Origin of the sequence: Psychrobacter sp. PP-21, assembly GCF_033790785.1 — a bacterium.
Lineage (GTDB): Bacteria > Pseudomonadota > Gammaproteobacteria > Pseudomonadales > Moraxellaceae > Psychrobacter.
The window spans coordinates 419,116-437,339 of sequence record NZ_JAMYEB010000001.1 but is presented as its reverse complement, the minus strand read 5'-3'; the positions used below and the strand labels follow the sequence as shown (position 1 = coordinate 437,339).

The following is an 18,224-nucleotide window of genomic DNA, read 5'->3' as shown; positions in this document are numbered from 1 at the left end:
TACGCCCTATTGTATAGATATAATCTTCATCAGACAGTATTCATCCAAAACTAACGGATTACTGGCTATTGGCTAAAATATAGCGCCAATATTATCGTTACCACACTCGATGAGGAGGCATCATAAACGCTTGTACACTATCAAGCAAGGGACATGAATGGGTTAGAAGTTCATGTATCGATTAATACTCTACTAGAGTTAACTGTTTAATTTTAAAAAGTTAATCATTAAGTTTGATTTTCGCTCTTATAATACCATGATCAGTGACTCTGTCTGCATAATCCCATTTAAGGTGATCATTGAAATAATCAACGCGTTCAACCTGACCAAGCGAAAACTTACTATCAGGTAAAAACTCCTCTGAGACAAACAGCTGATCGATTACTTCTGGCATGCCTTGGTGTATATGGGTATAGGCGACATCTTTCATCCAGCCATAACGAGCCTGAATACGAGCAGCATCAAAAAGTGCGACGTCGCGCATACTTTTATCGTAATTGACCTCACCAGTTTCGGTCATCAACTGAGTGGTAACACTACCTGTCACATCATTCATATCACCTAGCAGTATCAATGGCTCACGCGTATGATGCAAACGCTCCATAATCGCCATTCGAATCGATGCAGCTTCTGCAGCACGCATGCACAAACTGCGCAGCTTGGCACGAATACGAATATTGGGATCATCCATATCTTCTAGTAGATTGCCGTTCTTATCACGTAAGAAAAAAGCACGTTTACTTTTTAAATGCGCAGTAATAATCGTTATTGGTTGACCATATGCATCGACACGCAATACGAGCGGTGGACGATTAAAACGCTCATAAGGTCCTATATCTGGAATATCAATCACAGCCTTTGGTGCAATACCTTCTAATAGACTGGTTTCTAACTGCTCAAATCGACTGATGATACCGACAGCTGGTGTACCTTGTGCCCCCATACCTTGAGTATATGGACTCGCGCTATCATTACTTGCCAGCGGAATAACTGCATGCTCTGGTTTGAACCCTAACGAGACAGATAGGGCTTCTAATGCCTCGCTATCCCATACTTCTTGCACGGCAATGATATCAGCATTCGCCTTAGATAATAAGTCTGTAAGACCATGCAGCTTATGCTCATAGGCTTGCTTATCGTAAGCCGGTGCATTGTCGTAATAAATCCGATCAGGGTTGGCGAAATTCAATAAATTGGCTGTGGCAACATAAAACTGCTTATTATTATCAGCGTGATTACTCATATATTCCCTATTGTTTTCATCATTATAATATATAATATTCATTTATGTGTATAAACAGCAAATTTTATGCCTAAAAAAACCTCCAAGGTCAACCTTGGAAGTTTCAAAATAGCATAAATTTGATAGTTAAAGCTATTAGTAGAACTAATCATACAATCAGTCTGTTTGTAGCAATGAATCAACAATATTTCAGATTATCCGTTTACTTGATAATTTTATGAATCAATGCTGCTTCAAGATGTAACCTGACAAACCCTGACTAATTCAGTAGCTAGAAGGCAGCTACATGGCTTTTTGTATTGTATGTGTTACGAAACGCGGTGCCATGCATCACGTGACGCTAGACGTGCCTCATCCCATGCCAGACGAGACTCACCTTTTACTTCGTGCCATGAACGCTCTAAATCTGCTTCGTGATCTTCAAAACGAGCATCTGCTGGATAACGAGCACGGTTTGCATATCCTACTGCATAGGCTGGATGCAGATCGCGATCAAAATCATGTCCTTCTTTATAATAGTCAGCGTTTGCATATTCTGCACGCCAGTACGCTTCTTCGTGTGTTGGATTTATCGCTTCACCTGCTGCATGACCTGCACCGCCACCAACAACTGCACCAATAGCACCACCGATCAATGTACCTAGTGGACCTGCCATCGAACCGATTGCTGCGCCTGCTGCTGCACCGCCCACACCACCGATACCAGTACCCACTGGATGTGAACCTGGTTCACCTGTGATCATATCAGCGTTCAAATCGTCTTTTGTCTCATCAGACATATGTTTCACTTCGCTACGGTCGATGGCATCATGGTCACGGTTGTAGTCGTCTGTTACATTTGTATGTGTAGTACCATCTGCATTAATTTTTGTTTTATTTAGTTCGTCATGGTTATTCATAATAAATATATCCTTAATTAGTTATTGATTTCCGTTTGTTCTTCTAGGTCTTATCAAAATCCTTATTTGACTAGCATTCGAAGTATAGGAACAATCACTACCCTACGATATACAGGTTATGTAAGCTATGTCGATATCTTTGTAGGCTTGCGTTACAGCCTGTATCTTTATCACGTTTGTGTACGATTGATCTATACTTTGAGTAATTATAAAAACGCGTTGACACTCAATTTGCCAAGTAGAACAAGCTCATAGCTGCATCAACGATCTCTCGATAGCACGCTGCCATTTGTCAAGATGTTGTTCGCGAGCATCAGTAGACATACTTGGCTCAAAGATACGATCTACCTGCCATGATGCTTTCATTGTTGACTCATCGTATAACCCAGTTTTTAGACCTGCGAGTAACGCCGCGCCCTTTGCTGTAATTTCTGTGTCTCTTGGACGTAGCACAGGAACATCTAATAAATCCGCCTGAAACTGCATCAGCAAATCATTGTTTGCCGCGCCGCCATCCACTCTTAGCTCGGTCAATGGATGAGGACTGTCTTTTTGCATAGCGATAAGTACGTCATACGTCTGATAGGCTACCGCCTCTAAGGCTGCACGAGCAATGTGCGCTTTAGTTGTACCGCGGCTCATACCTGTAATACTGGCACTGATATCAGAACGCCAGTAAGGTGCCCCAAGTCCAGTAAACGCCGGTAGTAGCACCACATCTTCACTACTATCCACTTGGCGCGCTAGGTCCTCAACATCACTACTTTGTTGAATCATACCTAAGTTGTCACGCAACCACTGGACGATAGCGCCCGCCATAAAGACACTCCCTTCTAACGCATAAGTAACTTCCTTTTTGGGCGGTTGTAGCATACGCTTTCCTGACTGTACAATCTGATCAAACGATAAATTGTCTGGACGGGTTGGCGATGTTTTTCGTTGCCACGCGATAGTTGTCAGTAGCTTATGGTCGCTCAACTTTGGTTGCTGACCGATATTCATCAGCATAAAACACCCTGTACCATAGGTGTTCTTTGCCATACCTGTATCAAGACAACCTTGTCCAAAGAGTGCTGCTTGCTGATCGCCAAGTACGGCTTGAATGGGTATTTGTTTGGCAAACAAGCCTTTTTTGGTTTTGCCAAAATCACCGTCTGAGGGCAGCACTTTGGGTAATATGTTCATAGGAATGGCAAAGCGATCACAAAGTGTCTCTGACCACGCCAGTTTATGGATGTCAAATAACAAAGTGCGAGAGGCGTTAGTCACATCGATAACGTGCTCTCCACCTGTTAGCTTGTATATCAGCCAGCTGTCGATAGTACCGACAGCTATCTCACCTTTACTGGCTCGCACACTAAGCTTTGGATTGTTTTCGAGCAACCACGCAATCTTGCTGGCACTAAAATAAGGGTCTAACCGCAGGCCTGTAATACGCTGTACCTCATGCGCCATATTATTTTGATGATTTTCAGACGTGTTCGTATGAGCGCTGTTTTTATAGCCGCTATCATCCATACTATTGGTAGCGCTTTCGGCAGCAAGCGTCTTACAGTAGTTTGCCGTCCGTCTGTCCTGCCAGATGATAGCAGGTGCCAATGGTTTACCCGTTTGTTTGTCCCACATCACGATAGATTCGCGCTGATTGGTAATGGCAATGCTGGTGACGTCCGTTGCAAGCAAACCTGCCCGATTGATAACATCGTGCGCACAGCTGATCTGGGTTTGCCAAATCTGCTGTGCATCTTGCTCTACAAATCCAGCACTTGGCGTTTGGAGGGTCGTTGGTTGTTGTACCATTTTTATAGGGCGTGCATGATCGTCATAGAGGATCGCTCGACTCGATGTTGTTCCCTGATCCAGCGCCAAAATATATCCTGCCATTACGCACATCCTCTACTAAGGTTATTTATTTTATTTGACAAAAATTCGTAATAAGTGACTATTTACTCTTCATTGATTAACGTTCATCGCTTGCTGTTTTTTTATGAATGACTGATTAATTATTTTAATAGTAAAACTAAAAACAAAGTTTATTTGAAGACAAATAGAATCATCTCAAAATACCTCCTAAGCTATGTTGTTAGTTATAAAGAGATATTTAAATATAGAGTTGAGCTTCTATCATACCGCTACTGCCCATACAATAGAAAACCAAAAAATACTGAGCATTGACCCGTCACCATTGTGGCTCTACAGTGTACGCCTTAATTTAAATGATGTTTCAAATGATAGACTGTCAGCGACGCTATGATAAGACCCTTTTTATTTAAAAGCCCTGACCTATTTGACAATAAATGTTTTGTATCGGCATCATTTACTCGATGACTGGTAGACGCGGTCACTCATAGATAGTCTATAATAATTTGATTAATATTTTGAGCAATACGGTCTATCAATGATAACCGTTGTCTTATAATACCTTACCTCTCAATTAATGGTTTATGTGACTTATGAAATTCGCTTTATCAGCGCTACCGTCCGCTATGATGACTGTTACACTCATAAGTGTTGCGCCTATGACTTATGCAAGCACTGATGCCGCTCGTACCGAATCAACTGGTATGGCATCTGGCTCTGTGACACAGATCATGGATGCTGACGATCAGAGCAATCATAAGACAACCACAACGCCTAATAATACATCAATAGATCCTTATGACGGGCAACCCTCACTGGCTACCCTTGTCGATCCCATCTCACACAAAACGATTGATAATAGCTATCCGTTAGAGGTCTCCAGCTTTTTGAGCTTAGCGCAAGCACAAAAACTTTTAGTCCAAGTATCGCCCAAGATAGCGGCCAATCAAGCAGCCATTGCTGCCAGCGAATACCAAACTGATGCTCTAAGAACCATCGATAACCCGCTCGTATTTGCTCGCGTATCTGCCAGTGCTTACCATCTAGACCAAGATATAGATTTATCCACTCTTAAAAACGGCATCATAGATGGGGTGAATAATCGTGTCGATAGTGTCATTCCTCCTATTGCAAGCTTGCCAGACTTACCCAACTTTGGCGAATTGGTTGGTGAGCGGATTCCAGACTCGTATGACCTCAAACGCTCAGGCTCCACAACTGGAGCAGGTGTTGGTGTGGTCTGGCCTATTTATACTGCTGGACGTACAGATGCCTTGACTAGCGCCTCCGATGCACGCACCCAAGAAGCGCTAGCAGATAGTATTCTTGATAAAAACGAGCTGTATAATACGTTGATTGAGCGCTACTTTAAGGCGCAGCTAGCGATCATTGCCGCTTACTTACGTGAAGACGCTTACGATACACTGCAACAAACTGACCATATGGCAGAGCGTCTATTTGAAGAAGGCTTTATCTCACGGGTAGATAGGTTGGAAGCGCAATCTGCGCTTGCCGACGCCAAAAGCGAGTCTGTTAATGCCAATAACGATGCACGCTTGGCTATGATTGCATTACAGCGGTTACTACGTACCAACTACCGTATTAAGCCGACGACGCCTTTGTTTGTGTCTAGTCGCCCGCTACCAGATGTCAGTTATTTTCAAGATCTGGCTCTGAGTCATCACCCAGGATTACAGAAAGTTGCCGCCAAACGTGCTCAAGCACAGCAGCTGCATGCGTTATCTGATACTGGTTATAAACCGACCGTTTTGCTGTATGGTTATGGTCAGGTAGAGAAAGATCCAAGCTGGGTTGCTGGTATATCTGCCAGTTGGAAACTCTGGGGCGGACTTGATAAAACAGCATCATTGGCATCAAGTAGCGCTCAAATCCGTCAAGCCGATCTCTCTGAAATTGAAGTCAGTGACAACCTACTCCTGCTCGTAGAAAAAAACTGGCATGATGTCAATAATGCCCAGTCACGCTATCAGGCACTTCAGAGTAACGTCGATTTGGCGACAGAAGTGTTGCGACTGCGCCGCCTTGGCTTACAAGAAGGCGTGAATACCACCGTCGATGTGGTACAAGCACAGACTCAGTCGCTCAAAGCACGTACTGAGCAAGCACAAGCTGCCAATAGCTATGTACAGTCATTGGCTGCACTCATGCAAAGCTGTGGCACCCCGCTTGCTTTCAATGCTTATCTGAATGCCGCTGACATTCAACTACCAACTTTGTATACTGAACAATAATGAACATGAAAACCATAAGTCGTATGGATCAGCGCTTGTACAGTCGATCTAGCCTTTCGTTATAACGATGTCCTTAATAACGATGTCTTTGAGCGGTACGGTACATCGACTGCCTCAAGTGCGTGAGGTGCGGTCATACCTTTGTAATGCACTGAGTACGGGGCCTGTCACAACGCTGACAACATCCATACTGTTACTCATTCTATTGTGAATAATTGTTTTATGAAAAAATCTACCTCTAAATCGATAAGTCATTGGTTGCAGCCTTTACTCAAAACATGGCAGCTTGCAAACACCTCTAACGTTTGGGCACACTGTGCAAGCGTGGGGTTTTTTGGTTTTTTGTCGATATTTCCCGTGATGGCAGTGTTTGTACTCATTTATGGTCTCGTGTTTTCACCTGTCCAGATGCAAGAACAGATCTCACTTTTGAGTCCATTTATACCCGATACCGTATATGAAGTCCTCAACTCACGCCTGAACGACCTAGTCTCTACTACCACGTCCAAACTGACTTTTAGCCTTATTTTATCGTCACTACTCGCCCTCTATGCTGGCTCTAAAGGCATTAAGTCTTTAATTATCCTTATCAACCTCGCCTTTCATATCACTCATGAGCGTGGGTTCATTCAAGGTACTATTCGAGCCGTTGGACTAACCTTTGGCGCAGTAGTTGTCTTGATTATAGCAGTCTCCTCTATCGCCATTATTCCTGTGGGAGCGGCTTTTTTCCCGTTTCCTCAGATAGCTGAAACGATTGCGCTTTGGAGCAGATGGCCAATATTGGCTGGTATTATATTTCTGAGCTTTTTGGGGCTCTACCGCTTAGCACCTAATCGCGATGCTGTCGCGCTAAAAAGGCTAGTACCAGGCGCCGCACTAGCGACCATTATGTGGATTGTATTGTCTGTGCTGTTTTCTATCTATGTACAAAACTTCAATAACTATAGTGCTGAGTTTGGTGCGCTTTCAGCTGCTGTGGTAATTATGCTGTGGCTGTATTATTCGGCATTTATTGTCGCTTTTGGTGCTATTTTCAACTCTGAAGCGTTAGACAGTGCTAAGCCTTACGCTGTTCGAATGTATTAATCATAACCCCTTTATTCTAGACCCTTTACTCTCAACTTTGCTGCTTTAGGAATCCCGCTGTCATGTCTGAATTGCCAAATGAATCAAACGACTCAAATCAATCTGATGATTCAACCGAGTCAGTGACCTCTCAGGACAGTCAATACTCAGCTAAACCAGCAGAAAACACGCCTGACGCTGAGCCGGTGCAGCCTACGCCACCGTACAATCGCGGTAATGCTAACGCTGATAAATCTGCTCGTGTAAAAAAAGCGCTACTTGCAGGGCTTACATTGATTGTTCTTGCTGTGATTGCCTATGGTCTATATAAAAGCAATCAACAGAGCGAGCCTGAAATCATTACGCTTCAGGGGCAAATGCAAATGCAGCAAACCTCTATCGCTGCAAAAGTACCTGGCCGCATTGCACGGATTATGGTGACAGAAGGTGATGCTGTCACAGCGGGGCAACAGCTGGTCGAAATGGATTCGCCTGAAATTAATGCCAAGATCAACCAGGCGCGGGCTGGCAAGCAAATCGCACAGAGCCAGTTGGACAAAGCCGAAAATGGCGCACGCCCGCAAGAAATCGCTCAAGCCAAAGCGGCTTGGCAAGCCAATAAAGCGGCCTCTGATTTGGCGAAGAACACTTATCAGCGCGTTAATCGCCTTTACGAAGAAGGGTTGATGGCGCGGCAAAAGCGCGATGAGGCGTATGCACAGTACCTTGCTACCGAAGATCAGACTGAAGCGGCACGTCTGCAATATGACTTGGCGTTAGAGGGCGCGCGTAGTGAAGATAAGTCAGCCGCTACCGCCCAAGTCGCACAGGTCGATGCCCAACTGGACGAGGCACTGGTCGCAAAAGAAGAAGCCAATCTAAAAAGCCCTATCGCAGGTATCGTTGACAACGTCATCGTCAGTGCTGGTGAAGTCATCGGTCAAGGCGTTCCTTTGCTCACTTTGGTAGATACCAATGACCAATGGGTGGTACTCAACGTCACTGAATCTTATCTGAATCAATTTGCTATCGGTCAAACTTTTATAGGAACTATCCCAGCTCTATCATCAGCAGACAAACCTTATAGCAAACAGTTCACTGTTTATGCGACGTCGACCCTATCTGATTTTGCAACTTGGCGACCGACTAACAACGACGATGGGTTTGATGTGCGTACCTTTGAGGTAAAAGCTCGACCATCAACGCCAGATACTCGTATTCGCTCGGGTATGAGCGTGGTTGTGCGTATCAATCCTGCGCCTATTAACCAGAACCAAGAGTAAACCATGCGCTTAATTGAGGCGTTTTTGCGCAGTGCAGCCTATGAGCGGCGATTTTTGACCAAAAACCAGTGGGACCTTAGCATGGTGGTATGGATACCGCTGGCAACCGTCCTACTTATTTGGTGGATATTTTCACAGACTCAGATTACTGATTTGCCTATAGGCATTATCGATCAAGACAATAGTGCGATGGCCAATACTGCCGTACGCTACTTAGAAGCCAGTCCTACGCTCACAGTCAGGCAGTTGTATTATTCTCAAGCAGAGGCCGAGACTGCAATATTGCAACGCGATATTTACGCAGTCGTGACGATTCCTGAAGACTTCTCTCGCCATATTCTATCGAATACACCTGCGCCACTCACACTACAAGTAAACGCACAGTATGGTACTCACTCTGGCATTATCCAAACGAGTGTTCAAGCAGTTGCAAGTACACTGTCCGCAGGCGTCGAGATACAGCGATTGCTCAAGCAAGGCATAGCACCATCACAAACCGCGACAACTTACGCGCCTATCAGTATTCAGCGTATCAGTCTGTTCAATGCAGCGACCAATTATCAGCAGTTTTTGGCCTCAACCGTGATACCTGCCCTACTACATATATTGGCAATGGTCGTTGGTGCAACGACTATTGGACGTGAGCTACGTGATAAAAATATTGGTCGCTGGTACCGTTTTATCGATACCAAAAATCCTGAGCGAACATCACCTCAATATTCGAAAACACCAACCGCGCCTTTCACCAAGCAGGATAGTGTCAATAACAGCCGCGATAATGCTACGGTCTCATCAACCTTACGAGCGCCACAGGCAGTTAGCCTGTCAGTATTGTTGTTTGGTTTGTTAGGTAAATATTTTTGGCCAATGCTGGCCTATAGTGTATGGTCAGCTATGATACTGTGGCTGGCAACCTCAAACCAATCTATAAGCATAGCTTCGCTTGCCGTAGTATATGCTGGTCTGTTATGCCTAATGACACTCTCGTTTTGGCTAGGTGCGATCTTTACGTTGAATGCTTTTTCTCTACGTATGGGGCTGTCCGCTACTGGTTTTATCTCAGCGCCTTCTTACGCCTTTGCTGGTGTGACCTTTCCTTATATTGCGATTAGTGATAGCGCGCAGTACTGGTCGAATATCCTACCACTGACGCATTATCTGAAGCTTCATATTGCACAACTGCAGATGCAGGCACCCATTGCTATATCCCTGCCTGGTGTCTACGGTCTCACCCTTGCTATGATCATAGCACTGCTACTAGCCGCATTATTAACCAAACGTGCATTGGCACATCCTGAACGTTGGGGAGCACGCTAATGTCAATAGAATCCAACCCCAATCTCAAAAAATCTGAATCAACAAAGTCTTCGCCATCACCGTCGTTCTGGACAAGCTTTGTCCAAACGCTTAAAGATATTTTTGGGGATAAAGGCATCTTGCTGATGTTGATCATCGCCCCTATTATTTATGGCTTCTTTTATCCGTGGCCTTATTCTACTGAGGTGGTCAATCATGTACCGGTAGGTATCATCGATTATGACAATAGCAACTTATCGCGTACGCTCGCTCGTTACTCAAGCTCCAGCCCTTATTTAGATACCGAGCGTTTTGTCAATGAGCAAGCCGCCAAAGAAGCCATGTGGTCCAATCAAATTGCAGGTTATATGGTGATTCCTAGTGGGCTTGAAGCGCAAGTACTATCAGGTCAACAAGCCCATGTCAGTGTTTTGGGTAATGGTGGCTATTTTATCCTGAATAAAAATGTTCAATTGGGCTTCTCTCAAGCAGTGGGTACGGTATCAGCAGGTATAAAGGTAAAGAAGGCCGTTGCGAAAGGGACTTATGCACCCACTGCCGCACAGAGCACGCAAGCAATACCGCTACGCATCATACCACTGTATAACCAAACTGAAGGCTATGGTGCTTATGTCGTGCCAGCTGTCTCTGTCATTATCTTGCAGCAAACACTACTGATGGCGACAGCAATGCTGATTGGCACATGGTATGAGCAACGCCGCCATGCGACGAGCATACGTGGCTGGCTAGGACGCATCGGAGCGCTAAGCACGCTAAGCTTTATCGTCGGCTGTTTTTATTATGGCTGGGCGTTTGAGCTTCATCATTATCCACGTGGTCAAAACATGCTTGGTACGTTATTGTTTTTGGCATTATTTTGCCCGACGGTCGCCACGCTCGGCTGCGTGCTTGGGCTATGGTTCCGGCAACGAGAACGCAGCATGCAAATCTTAATCTTTGTCTCGCTACCGATATTTTTCTTGAGTGGCTACCCATGGCCAGCAGACCAGTTGCCTCAGATATTACAAGTCATACGCTGGATCGTGCCCACAACCCCTGCGATCAATACCTCTGTACAGCTGAACCAAATGGGTGCCAGCGTGTCGCAAGTCGCTATTGGATTTTATGCACTGGCAAGCTTATGGCTATTTTATTTTGCTTTACTACTGTTTTTACGCAAACGTATACCGCAAAGACAATCCGCTTATAGCGCTTGATAGTAACTGAGCTCAAGACCCCGACAAAAAAGCGCCTGCTAATAATAGCAGGCGCTTTTTGTGGAGAGGACTTTATACTTCCAAGCTTGTTACTTCTAAACGTTGTACTTCCGAACCTTGTACTTCCAAACGTTAAAGCATTCTCAGTAGTTAAAGGTAATCGTTAAAACACTCGGTTCAAACCATTGAGCGCCGCAACACGATATGCTTCTGCCATCGTTGGATAGTTAAAGGTGGTATTGACGAAGTACTCAAGCGTATTGTTACACTTCATAACCGCCTGTCCGATATGGATAATCTCTGAGGCATGGTTACCGTAGCAGTGAATACCCAAAATCTCTAGTGTCTCACGATGGAATAGTATCTTTAGTACGCCTGTACGCTCACCAATGATTTGTGCGCGAGCCAGATGCTTAAAGAAAGCTTGCCCAACTTCGTAAGGTACTTTCTCATCTGTCAGCTCTTGCTCGGTTTTGCCAATACAAGAAATCTCAGGGATCGTATAGATACCCGTTGGTACGCTAGATACAGGTTCAGCATCACTGTCGCCAACCATAAATGCAGCCGCACAGCGTCCTTGGTCATATGCCGCTGATGCTAATGATGGCCAGCCGATCACATCGCCTGCTGCATAGATATTATCAACATCAGTGCGATAAGTATCATCAACTTTTAGCTGACCACGGCTGTTCGCTTTTAGCCCGATAGCTTCTAGGTTTAGACCTTCAGTGTTACCTGAGCGTCCATTTGACCACAGAATGGCATCTGATTTGATTTTCTTACCGCTTTTGAGATGTAGGATTACGCAGTCATCATGGGTCTCAAGATGATCAATCTCTTCGTTACTGCGAATGAGCACACCGAACTGTCTAAAATCGTGCGCGATGGCATCGCTAATCTCGCTATCGAGGTAGTTGAGCAACTGATCTTGGTTGTTGATCAGATCCACTTTATAGCCAAGACCAGTAAAGATGGAAGCGTATTCACAGCCAATCACGCCAGCACCATAGATGATGATTTTTTTGACGATATAATCCATCTGTAGGATCTTATCAGAATCAAAAACGCGCGGATGATTGAAGTCTAAGATATCAGGACGATATGGACGACTACCAACCGTTACGATGGCTTTATTAAAGGTAATGGTTTCAAACACATTGTCATCAGTTTCAACACGCAGAGTATGTTTGTCAACAAAACTGCCCCACCCTTGGATGACTTCAATACGGTTGCGCTCATAAAAACCCGTATGCGTGTTCACTTGACGACGTATCACTTGACGAGCGTTGGCAAGCACTTTATTCAGCGGAACTTGCTTATACTCCATCGCTTTGGTGAACATTGGATCACGGCGAAAGTTAATCAAGTTAAATACCGATTGGCGCAGTGCTTTACTCGGGATCGTACCTACATGAGTCGAGTTACCACCCACCTGATCACGCGGATCGACCACCACCACTCTCTTACCAGATTTGGTAAGCTTCATGGCAGCAGCCTCTCCAGCTGGTCCTGCACCCAATACCACTACATCGTATTCATAGTCGTGATTGTCGCTTTTTAGGCGACGAGAGTCTTTGGCAAAACCCGATTGAATATCGATACGGGTGTCATCGAGCGGGTTGATAAGGTCTGGATGGTGCATGACATCATCAGTAACTTGCTCGTGGGTTTGTTCAATTTTTTGTTTTTTGTCTTTACCTTCGGTATGTTCAGGGTTGGGCGTGCGACCGTTCTCTTTATTAGATACTTCGGTATGAATATCTTTACCAGTATCATTGGTCGCGTCGCTTGCACTTTTACTTACCATGATGTCCTCTTTATTTATTGATTATATGAATAGGTTTGTATGGGAGTGAGTTTTTACGATCTACGTAATTTAATAAAATTAGGTTAGTAAAATCACGCCACCATAGAGTATGGATATCGTTTTTGCAATCTTGATACGTATTGCGCACTACAAAGTAATAATTTATCAGCCAATACGGCGCTTAAGACCAGTCATTTGCAAGATACGGGTGGCAATCTCTTCAACAGACATCTCCGATACGTCCAAGCTTGGAATACCATGAGTGATATAGATACCTTGTATCGCACGCTGCTCTTGCTGACATTGTTGATAGCTAGAATAACGACTGCCCGCACGGCGTTCTTGGCGGATTTTTACTAAGCGATCGGTATCAATGAGCAAGCCAAACAATTTATCTTTGTGCTCACGTAATGCTTTTGGCAACTGATTGTCGTACAAATCATCTTCGGTCAAAGGATAGTTTGCCGCTCGAATACCAAACTGTAATGCCAAGTATAGCGATGTCGGTGTCTTACCAGAACGCGACACCCCCACTAAGATAATATCTGCTGCATTATAGTGGCGAGTACGCGCTCCATCGTCATTGTCCAAAGCAAAATGAACCGCATCGATACGCTCTTTGTAGGTTTCAGAGTCAACGTCGTCATGCGCATGACCAGAGTGACCATCTGGCTCAACGCCGGTTTCTTCTGCAACGCGTCCTATTAATCCCTCATACATGTCCAAGTTACAGCTTTGGGCTGAGTTAATCTTTTCGCGGATCTCTGAATTAACGATAGTATCGAACACCAGCGGCAGTGAGCCATCGCGCTGATAGGCCATATTGATTTGCTCGACTGCGTCTTCAGCACGCTCTAGGCTGTCAACGTATGGCAAGACACGCGTTTCAAAAGGCACTGAAGCAAACTGACTTAAAATAGCGCGACCCAATGTCTCAGCAGTAATCGCTGTGCCATCTGAGATAAAAAATGCCGTTCTGATGGCTTGTGAGCTGTCCAAGTTGAGTGCGTGATGGTTTTGGATAGTGGACTTAACTTGTTCAGATGGATTGCTTGAGTACATGACGTTGGCACCTTGGTTGAAAACTCAATAATGATCTTCATTTAGCTTCTAGTGATGATTTGATAGCGTTTATCTAAATTTGGCGGCTTAATTGAGTTACCTGATTAGCTATTTAAGTACTCAATGAGTGCTCTCAAACGAGATACACAGCGGCATCTGTATCGTACGTTGATAGAACCATGCACATCACCTATCTATGCGCTACATTATACGCATATTAAGCCCTTAATAGAAATCAATGTTACAGGCGCACACTTAGAACCAACACGGTTTTTCATGCAATTATTACCTTCAACTAAATACTCATTAAATGTTTTTATTACTGAACCTTTTATGTAGAAACAGAAGTTGTGGGAATATTCAAATATCGTTATTCAAACGCACTCATTTATAAACTAATTGATGCTTATAGCTACTTAACTAACCACATACCATTACTGATACTGTTGATATTTTTTGTGCTTTTGAAGAAAAAAATCTCAGTCACTTACCAAAATTTATGTGGCAATTCCTACAATTTGTGTATTTTTAACAAGTTTTTTGGTCAAACCCCTCGAAATTCTCATAATATGGCGGTATAATTCACCGTTATAATCTTTACTAAATAACCTTATTTTCTGGAGTTATCATGGCAGCGCAATCTACAGCACTTGTAATCAATCTTGATCAGCTAGGAAAAGACGATATCGAAATGGTTGGCGGCAAGAATGCCTCTCTTGGTGAAATGATCAGCCATCTGTCTGATTTAGGCGTTAGTGTTCCAGGCGGTTTTGCCACCACTTCAAATGCATTCAATCGCTTTTTGACAGAAACAGGCTTGCTTGACAAAATCAACAACGAGCTAAAAACACTAGATGTTGATGATGTTAAAAAACTTGCAGAAACAGGTAAAAAAATCCGTACTTGGATTATTGAACAAGAGCTGCCAAAAGATCTTGAGCAAGAAGTACGTCAGTCATTTGAAACGATGAGTGGCGGTGAAGACATCGCAGTTGCTGTCCGTTCTTCTGCTACCGCTGAAGATTTGCCAGATGCCTCATTTGCAGGTCAGCAAGAAACCTTCTTGAACATTCGTGGTATTGATAACGTTCTAATCGCTATTAAAGAAGTATTTGCCTCTTTATATAACGACCGTGCCATCTCTTATCGTGTACACAAAGGTTTTGAGCATGAAGGCGTTGCCTTGTCTGCTGCTGTACAGCGTATGGTGCGTTCAGAGACTGGTGCTGCTGGTGTTATGTTTACGCTAGATACTGAAAGTGGTTTTGATCAAGTGGTATTCATCACCTCAAGCTACGGTCTAGGTGAGATGGTTGTACAGGGCGCAGTTAACCCAGATGAGTTTTATATCTCAAAACGTCTGCTAACTGATGGTAAGCCTTCTGTTATCCGTCGTAACCTAGGTAGCAAGCACAAGAAAATGGTTTATGGTGATGAAGGCAGCACGGCTAAATCAGTGAAAACTGTCGATGTTGAAAAGCAAGAGCGTATGCAATTCTCTTTATCTACTGAAGAGCTGACCTCACTTGCCAAACAAGCCGTAACCATTGAGCAGCATTATGGTCATGCAATGGATATTGAGTGGGCAAAAGACGGCGATAGCGGTGAGATCTTTATCGTTCAAGCACGTCCTGAGACTGTTAAGAGCCGCCAAGACAGCAATGTCATGGAGCGTTATGTCATCGACACGACTGGCGCAAAAGTGTTGTGTGAAGGTCGTTCAATCGGTCAACGTATCGGTTCAGGTAAAGTGCGTATCGTTAGCAACCTAAACGAGATGGACAAAGTAGAAGAAGGCGACGTACTGGTATCAGACATGACTGATCCGGATTGGGAGCCAGTTATGAAGCGCGCTTCTGCTATCATCACTAACCGTGGTGGCCGTACGTGTCATGCGGCTATTATCGCGCGTGAGCTAGGTGTGCCAGCTATCGTTGGTTGTGGTAACGCCACTGAGTTATTGGTTGATGGTCAAGACGTGACTGCGTCTTGTGCTGAAGGTGATACTGGTTTCATTTATGAGAGCCAGATTGACTTCGAAGTACAGACCAACTCTGTTGAGTCTATGCCAGAGCTTGCATTTAAAGTGATGATGAACGTTGGTAACCCAGATCGCGCATTCTCATTCACCCAAATGCCAAACGAAGGTATTGGTCTTGCGCGTCTAGAGTTCATCATCAACCGTATGATTGGTGTGCATCCAAAAGCACTACTAAACATGAACAGCTTGCCACGTGAGATCTCACAAGCAATCCAAGAGCGTATTGCAGGCTATGCCTCACCAGTTGATTTCTACGTTGATAAATTGGTTGAAGGTATCTCAACGTTAGCCGTTGCCTTTATGGATCAGCCAGTTATCGTTCGTATGTCAGATTTCAAATCAAACGAATATGCTAACCTACTCGGTGGTAAGTTATACGAGCCATCAGAAGAAAACCCAATGCTTGGTTTCCGCGGTGCTAGCCGTTATGTCTCTGACAACTTCCGTGATTGCTTTGAGCTTGAGTGTAAAGCACTAAAACGTGTTCGTGATGAGATGGGTCTGACCAATGTTGAGATTATGATCCCATTTGTCCGTACCACTGACGAAGCAGCACAAGTAATTGAGCTACTTGAAAAGAATGGTCTAAAACGTGGCGAAAACGGTCTACGCGTCATTATGATGTGTGAGCTACCAACCAACGCCTTACTCGCAGAAGAGTTCTTAGAGTACTTTGATGGTTTCTCTATTGGTTCTAACGATTTAACTCAGTTAACGCTTGGTCTTGATCGTGACTCAGGTATTGTCTCTCATCTATTTGATGAGCGTGACCCTGCGGTTAAGAAACTATTAACGATGGCTATTGACGCTTGCCGTAAACAGAACAAATATGTTGGTATCTGTGGTCAGGGTCCATCAGATCATCCAGATCTAGCATTCTGGCTCATGGAGCAAGGCATCAGCTCAGTATCATTGAACCCAGATTCGGTACTAGATACTTGGTTCTTCTTAGCTGGTGAAGAAGCACAGTAAGTCACTGTGTTAAGTGACCATTGTGTTAAGCAACTATACTGACTCACTATGCTAAGTCACAGTATTAAGTTACTGGAGTAATTCACACAGTCATTAAAGATACCACTATTAGGGTCTATTTGATTTTTTCAAATAGACCCTAATACAATGTATTAAGACATGACTAACTATGCAGGCAATTATGCAGATTTTCCTTGCTCGAAATAACGTACAAGCTGGCCCATACGATTTGGAACAGTTGAATATCATGCTCGCCTCTGGTGAAGTACTGCTAGATGATTTGATGTGGCATGAAGGCTTGAGCCAATGGCAACGTGTAGGCAATCTCACCAACAACCAAGCGGCTTATAGACCTACTACTAGTAGTCGCTCTGAAAGCAACGATTCCATTATCAACAATGTAACCGTGTTTCCTGAAGACAATGCTAACAGCGTGAGTGGTCAAGAAGATAAGTCTGTCTCACTAGATAGGTTGTACGGCAAGCCTGAACGTCCAAAAAGCGTCAAGGCAGATATGACGACCAATCGTCATCAAACGCCGCATAACAATGTATCGTTGAACAAGTCCAATCTCAAAAAGACGGCTACAGACAAAACCGTGGGTAACGTCGTGCTCGCGCCTATTATGTCGCGTGTATTGGCAACAGCACTAAATGGTTTACTGTATGTCTTAGCCATTTTGCCATTGGTCATGGCATTGACCAAATTGGATGTGGATTACACCAAGTTTCAAAATATCCAAGACATGGACGCCGCTTATCAGTATTCAATGTCGCTCATGGAAAGTCTTCCTAGTAGCACGTTAATGATGTCGCAAGTGATGGTATTTGGACTATTTGCTTTGCAATTGTTATTTATTGCCATGCGCGGTCAATCACTAGGCAAACTGATTACTGGTATTCGAGTGGTGGATCAAGCCACGCATCGACTGCCTTCATTCATAAAGCTTATCGGTACGCGTACATTATTACTGTTCATCATCTACAACTTGCTGTTTTCATTTACCAGCTTTTTAGGTTTTGTGATTATTGCCATTCATTACTATATGGCATCAAGAAACCCTCAAAATATCGGCTGGCATGACAAACTTGCCAAAACCTTAGTCGTCAAAGCGGACAGTAGCCAGCTGGAAAAGAAGCCTAAAACGAAGTAAATCTTTTTTATACTCGATTATCAATACTGTCTCTACTTTTTCTTGTAGTTACTATAAAAAAGCTGCGTATA

The 18,224-nt window shown here is 44.0% G+C and carries 12 protein-coding genes; 7 read left to right on the top strand and 5 right to left on the bottom strand.

Annotated elements, in window-relative coordinates; all coding sequences use genetic code 11:
- Window positions 1–220 precede the first annotated feature (220 nt).
- The 3 genes from NJD71_RS01855 to NJD71_RS01845 form a co-directional block, all read right to left on the bottom strand.
- Window positions 221–1,243 carry an endonuclease/exonuclease/phosphatase family protein gene (locus NJD71_RS01855; protein WP_319050220.1) on the bottom strand — a complete coding sequence of 341 codons (1,023 nt, stop codon included), beginning with the start codon at window positions 1,241–1,243 and terminating at the stop codon, window positions 221–223.
- A gap of 308 nt (window positions 1,244–1,551) precedes the next feature.
- On the bottom strand, window positions 1,552–2,022 hold the full coding sequence (locus NJD71_RS01850; RefSeq protein WP_319050431.1) for a hypothetical protein: 471 nt from the start codon (window positions 2,020–2,022) through the stop codon (window positions 1,552–1,554).
- Window positions 2,023–2,391: 369 nt separating this feature from the next.
- Window positions 2,392–4,026, bottom strand: coding sequence for an FGGY family carbohydrate kinase (locus tag NJD71_RS01845; RefSeq protein ID WP_319050219.1), 1,635 nt, complete (start codon window positions 4,024–4,026; stop codon window positions 2,392–2,394).
- A gap of 635 nt (window positions 4,027–4,661) precedes the next feature.
- Between NJD71_RS01845 and NJD71_RS01840 the strand changes: the two genes are divergently transcribed.
- The 5 genes from NJD71_RS01840 (at window position 4,662) to NJD71_RS01820 (ending at window position 11,118) form a co-directional block, all read left to right on the top strand.
- The gene (locus NJD71_RS01840; RefSeq protein ID WP_319050218.1) at window positions 4,662–6,254 is read left to right on the top strand and encodes a TolC family protein; all 1,593 of its coding nucleotides are present in this window, start codon (window positions 4,662–4,664) and stop codon (window positions 6,252–6,254) included.
- A 222-nt stretch (window positions 6,255–6,476) separates the two neighbouring features.
- A complete protein-coding gene (locus tag NJD71_RS01835; protein ID WP_319050217.1) occupies window positions 6,477–7,343 on the top strand; it encodes a YihY/virulence factor BrkB family protein in 867 nt (288 codons plus the stop codon).
- 62 nt (window positions 7,344–7,405) lie between these two features.
- The gene (locus NJD71_RS01830; RefSeq protein ID WP_319050216.1) at window positions 7,406–8,605 is read left to right on the top strand and encodes an HlyD family secretion protein; all 1,200 of its coding nucleotides are present in this window, start codon (window positions 7,406–7,408) and stop codon (window positions 8,603–8,605) included.
- Window positions 8,606–8,608: 3 nt separating this feature from the next.
- Complete coding sequence (locus NJD71_RS01825; RefSeq protein ID WP_319050215.1) at window positions 8,609–9,922, top strand: ABC transporter permease; 1,314 nt, start codon at window positions 8,609–8,611, stop codon at window positions 9,920–9,922.
- Window positions 9,922–11,118, top strand: a complete 1,197-nt coding sequence (locus tag NJD71_RS01820) for an ABC transporter permease (protein WP_319050213.1) — start codon at window positions 9,922–9,924, stop codon at window positions 11,116–11,118. The genes NJD71_RS01825 and NJD71_RS01820 overlap by 1 nt, the downstream gene beginning before the upstream one ends.
- 163 nt (window positions 11,119–11,281) lie before the next feature.
- Here NJD71_RS01820 and sthA read toward each other — a convergent pair whose 3' ends face one another.
- Together sthA and ppsR are read right to left on the bottom strand one after the other, a co-directional pair.
- Window positions 11,282–12,925, bottom strand: coding sequence for a Si-specific NAD(P)(+) transhydrogenase (gene sthA, locus NJD71_RS01815; protein ID WP_319050212.1), 1,644 nt, complete (start codon window positions 12,923–12,925; stop codon window positions 11,282–11,284).
- Between the two features lie 165 nt (window positions 12,926–13,090).
- Complete coding sequence (ppsR, locus tag NJD71_RS01810) at window positions 13,091–13,987, bottom strand: posphoenolpyruvate synthetase regulatory kinase/phosphorylase PpsR (protein ID WP_442967628.1); 897 nt, start codon at window positions 13,985–13,987, stop codon at window positions 13,091–13,093.
- A 628-nt stretch (window positions 13,988–14,615) separates the two neighbouring features.
- Here ppsR and ppsA point away from each other — a divergent pair.
- Together ppsA and NJD71_RS01800 are read left to right on the top strand one after the other, a co-directional pair.
- Window positions 14,616–17,000: a phosphoenolpyruvate synthase gene (gene ppsA / locus NJD71_RS01805; RefSeq protein WP_319050211.1), complete on the top strand. Its 2,385-nt coding sequence runs from the start codon at window positions 14,616–14,618 to the stop codon at window positions 16,998–17,000.
- Window positions 17,001–17,169: 169 nt separating this feature from the next.
- Entirely contained in the window at window positions 17,170–18,153 is a 984-nt protein-coding gene (locus NJD71_RS01800) for an RDD family protein (RefSeq protein ID WP_319050210.1), read from the top strand.
- Window positions 18,154–18,224: the final 71 nt, after the last annotated feature.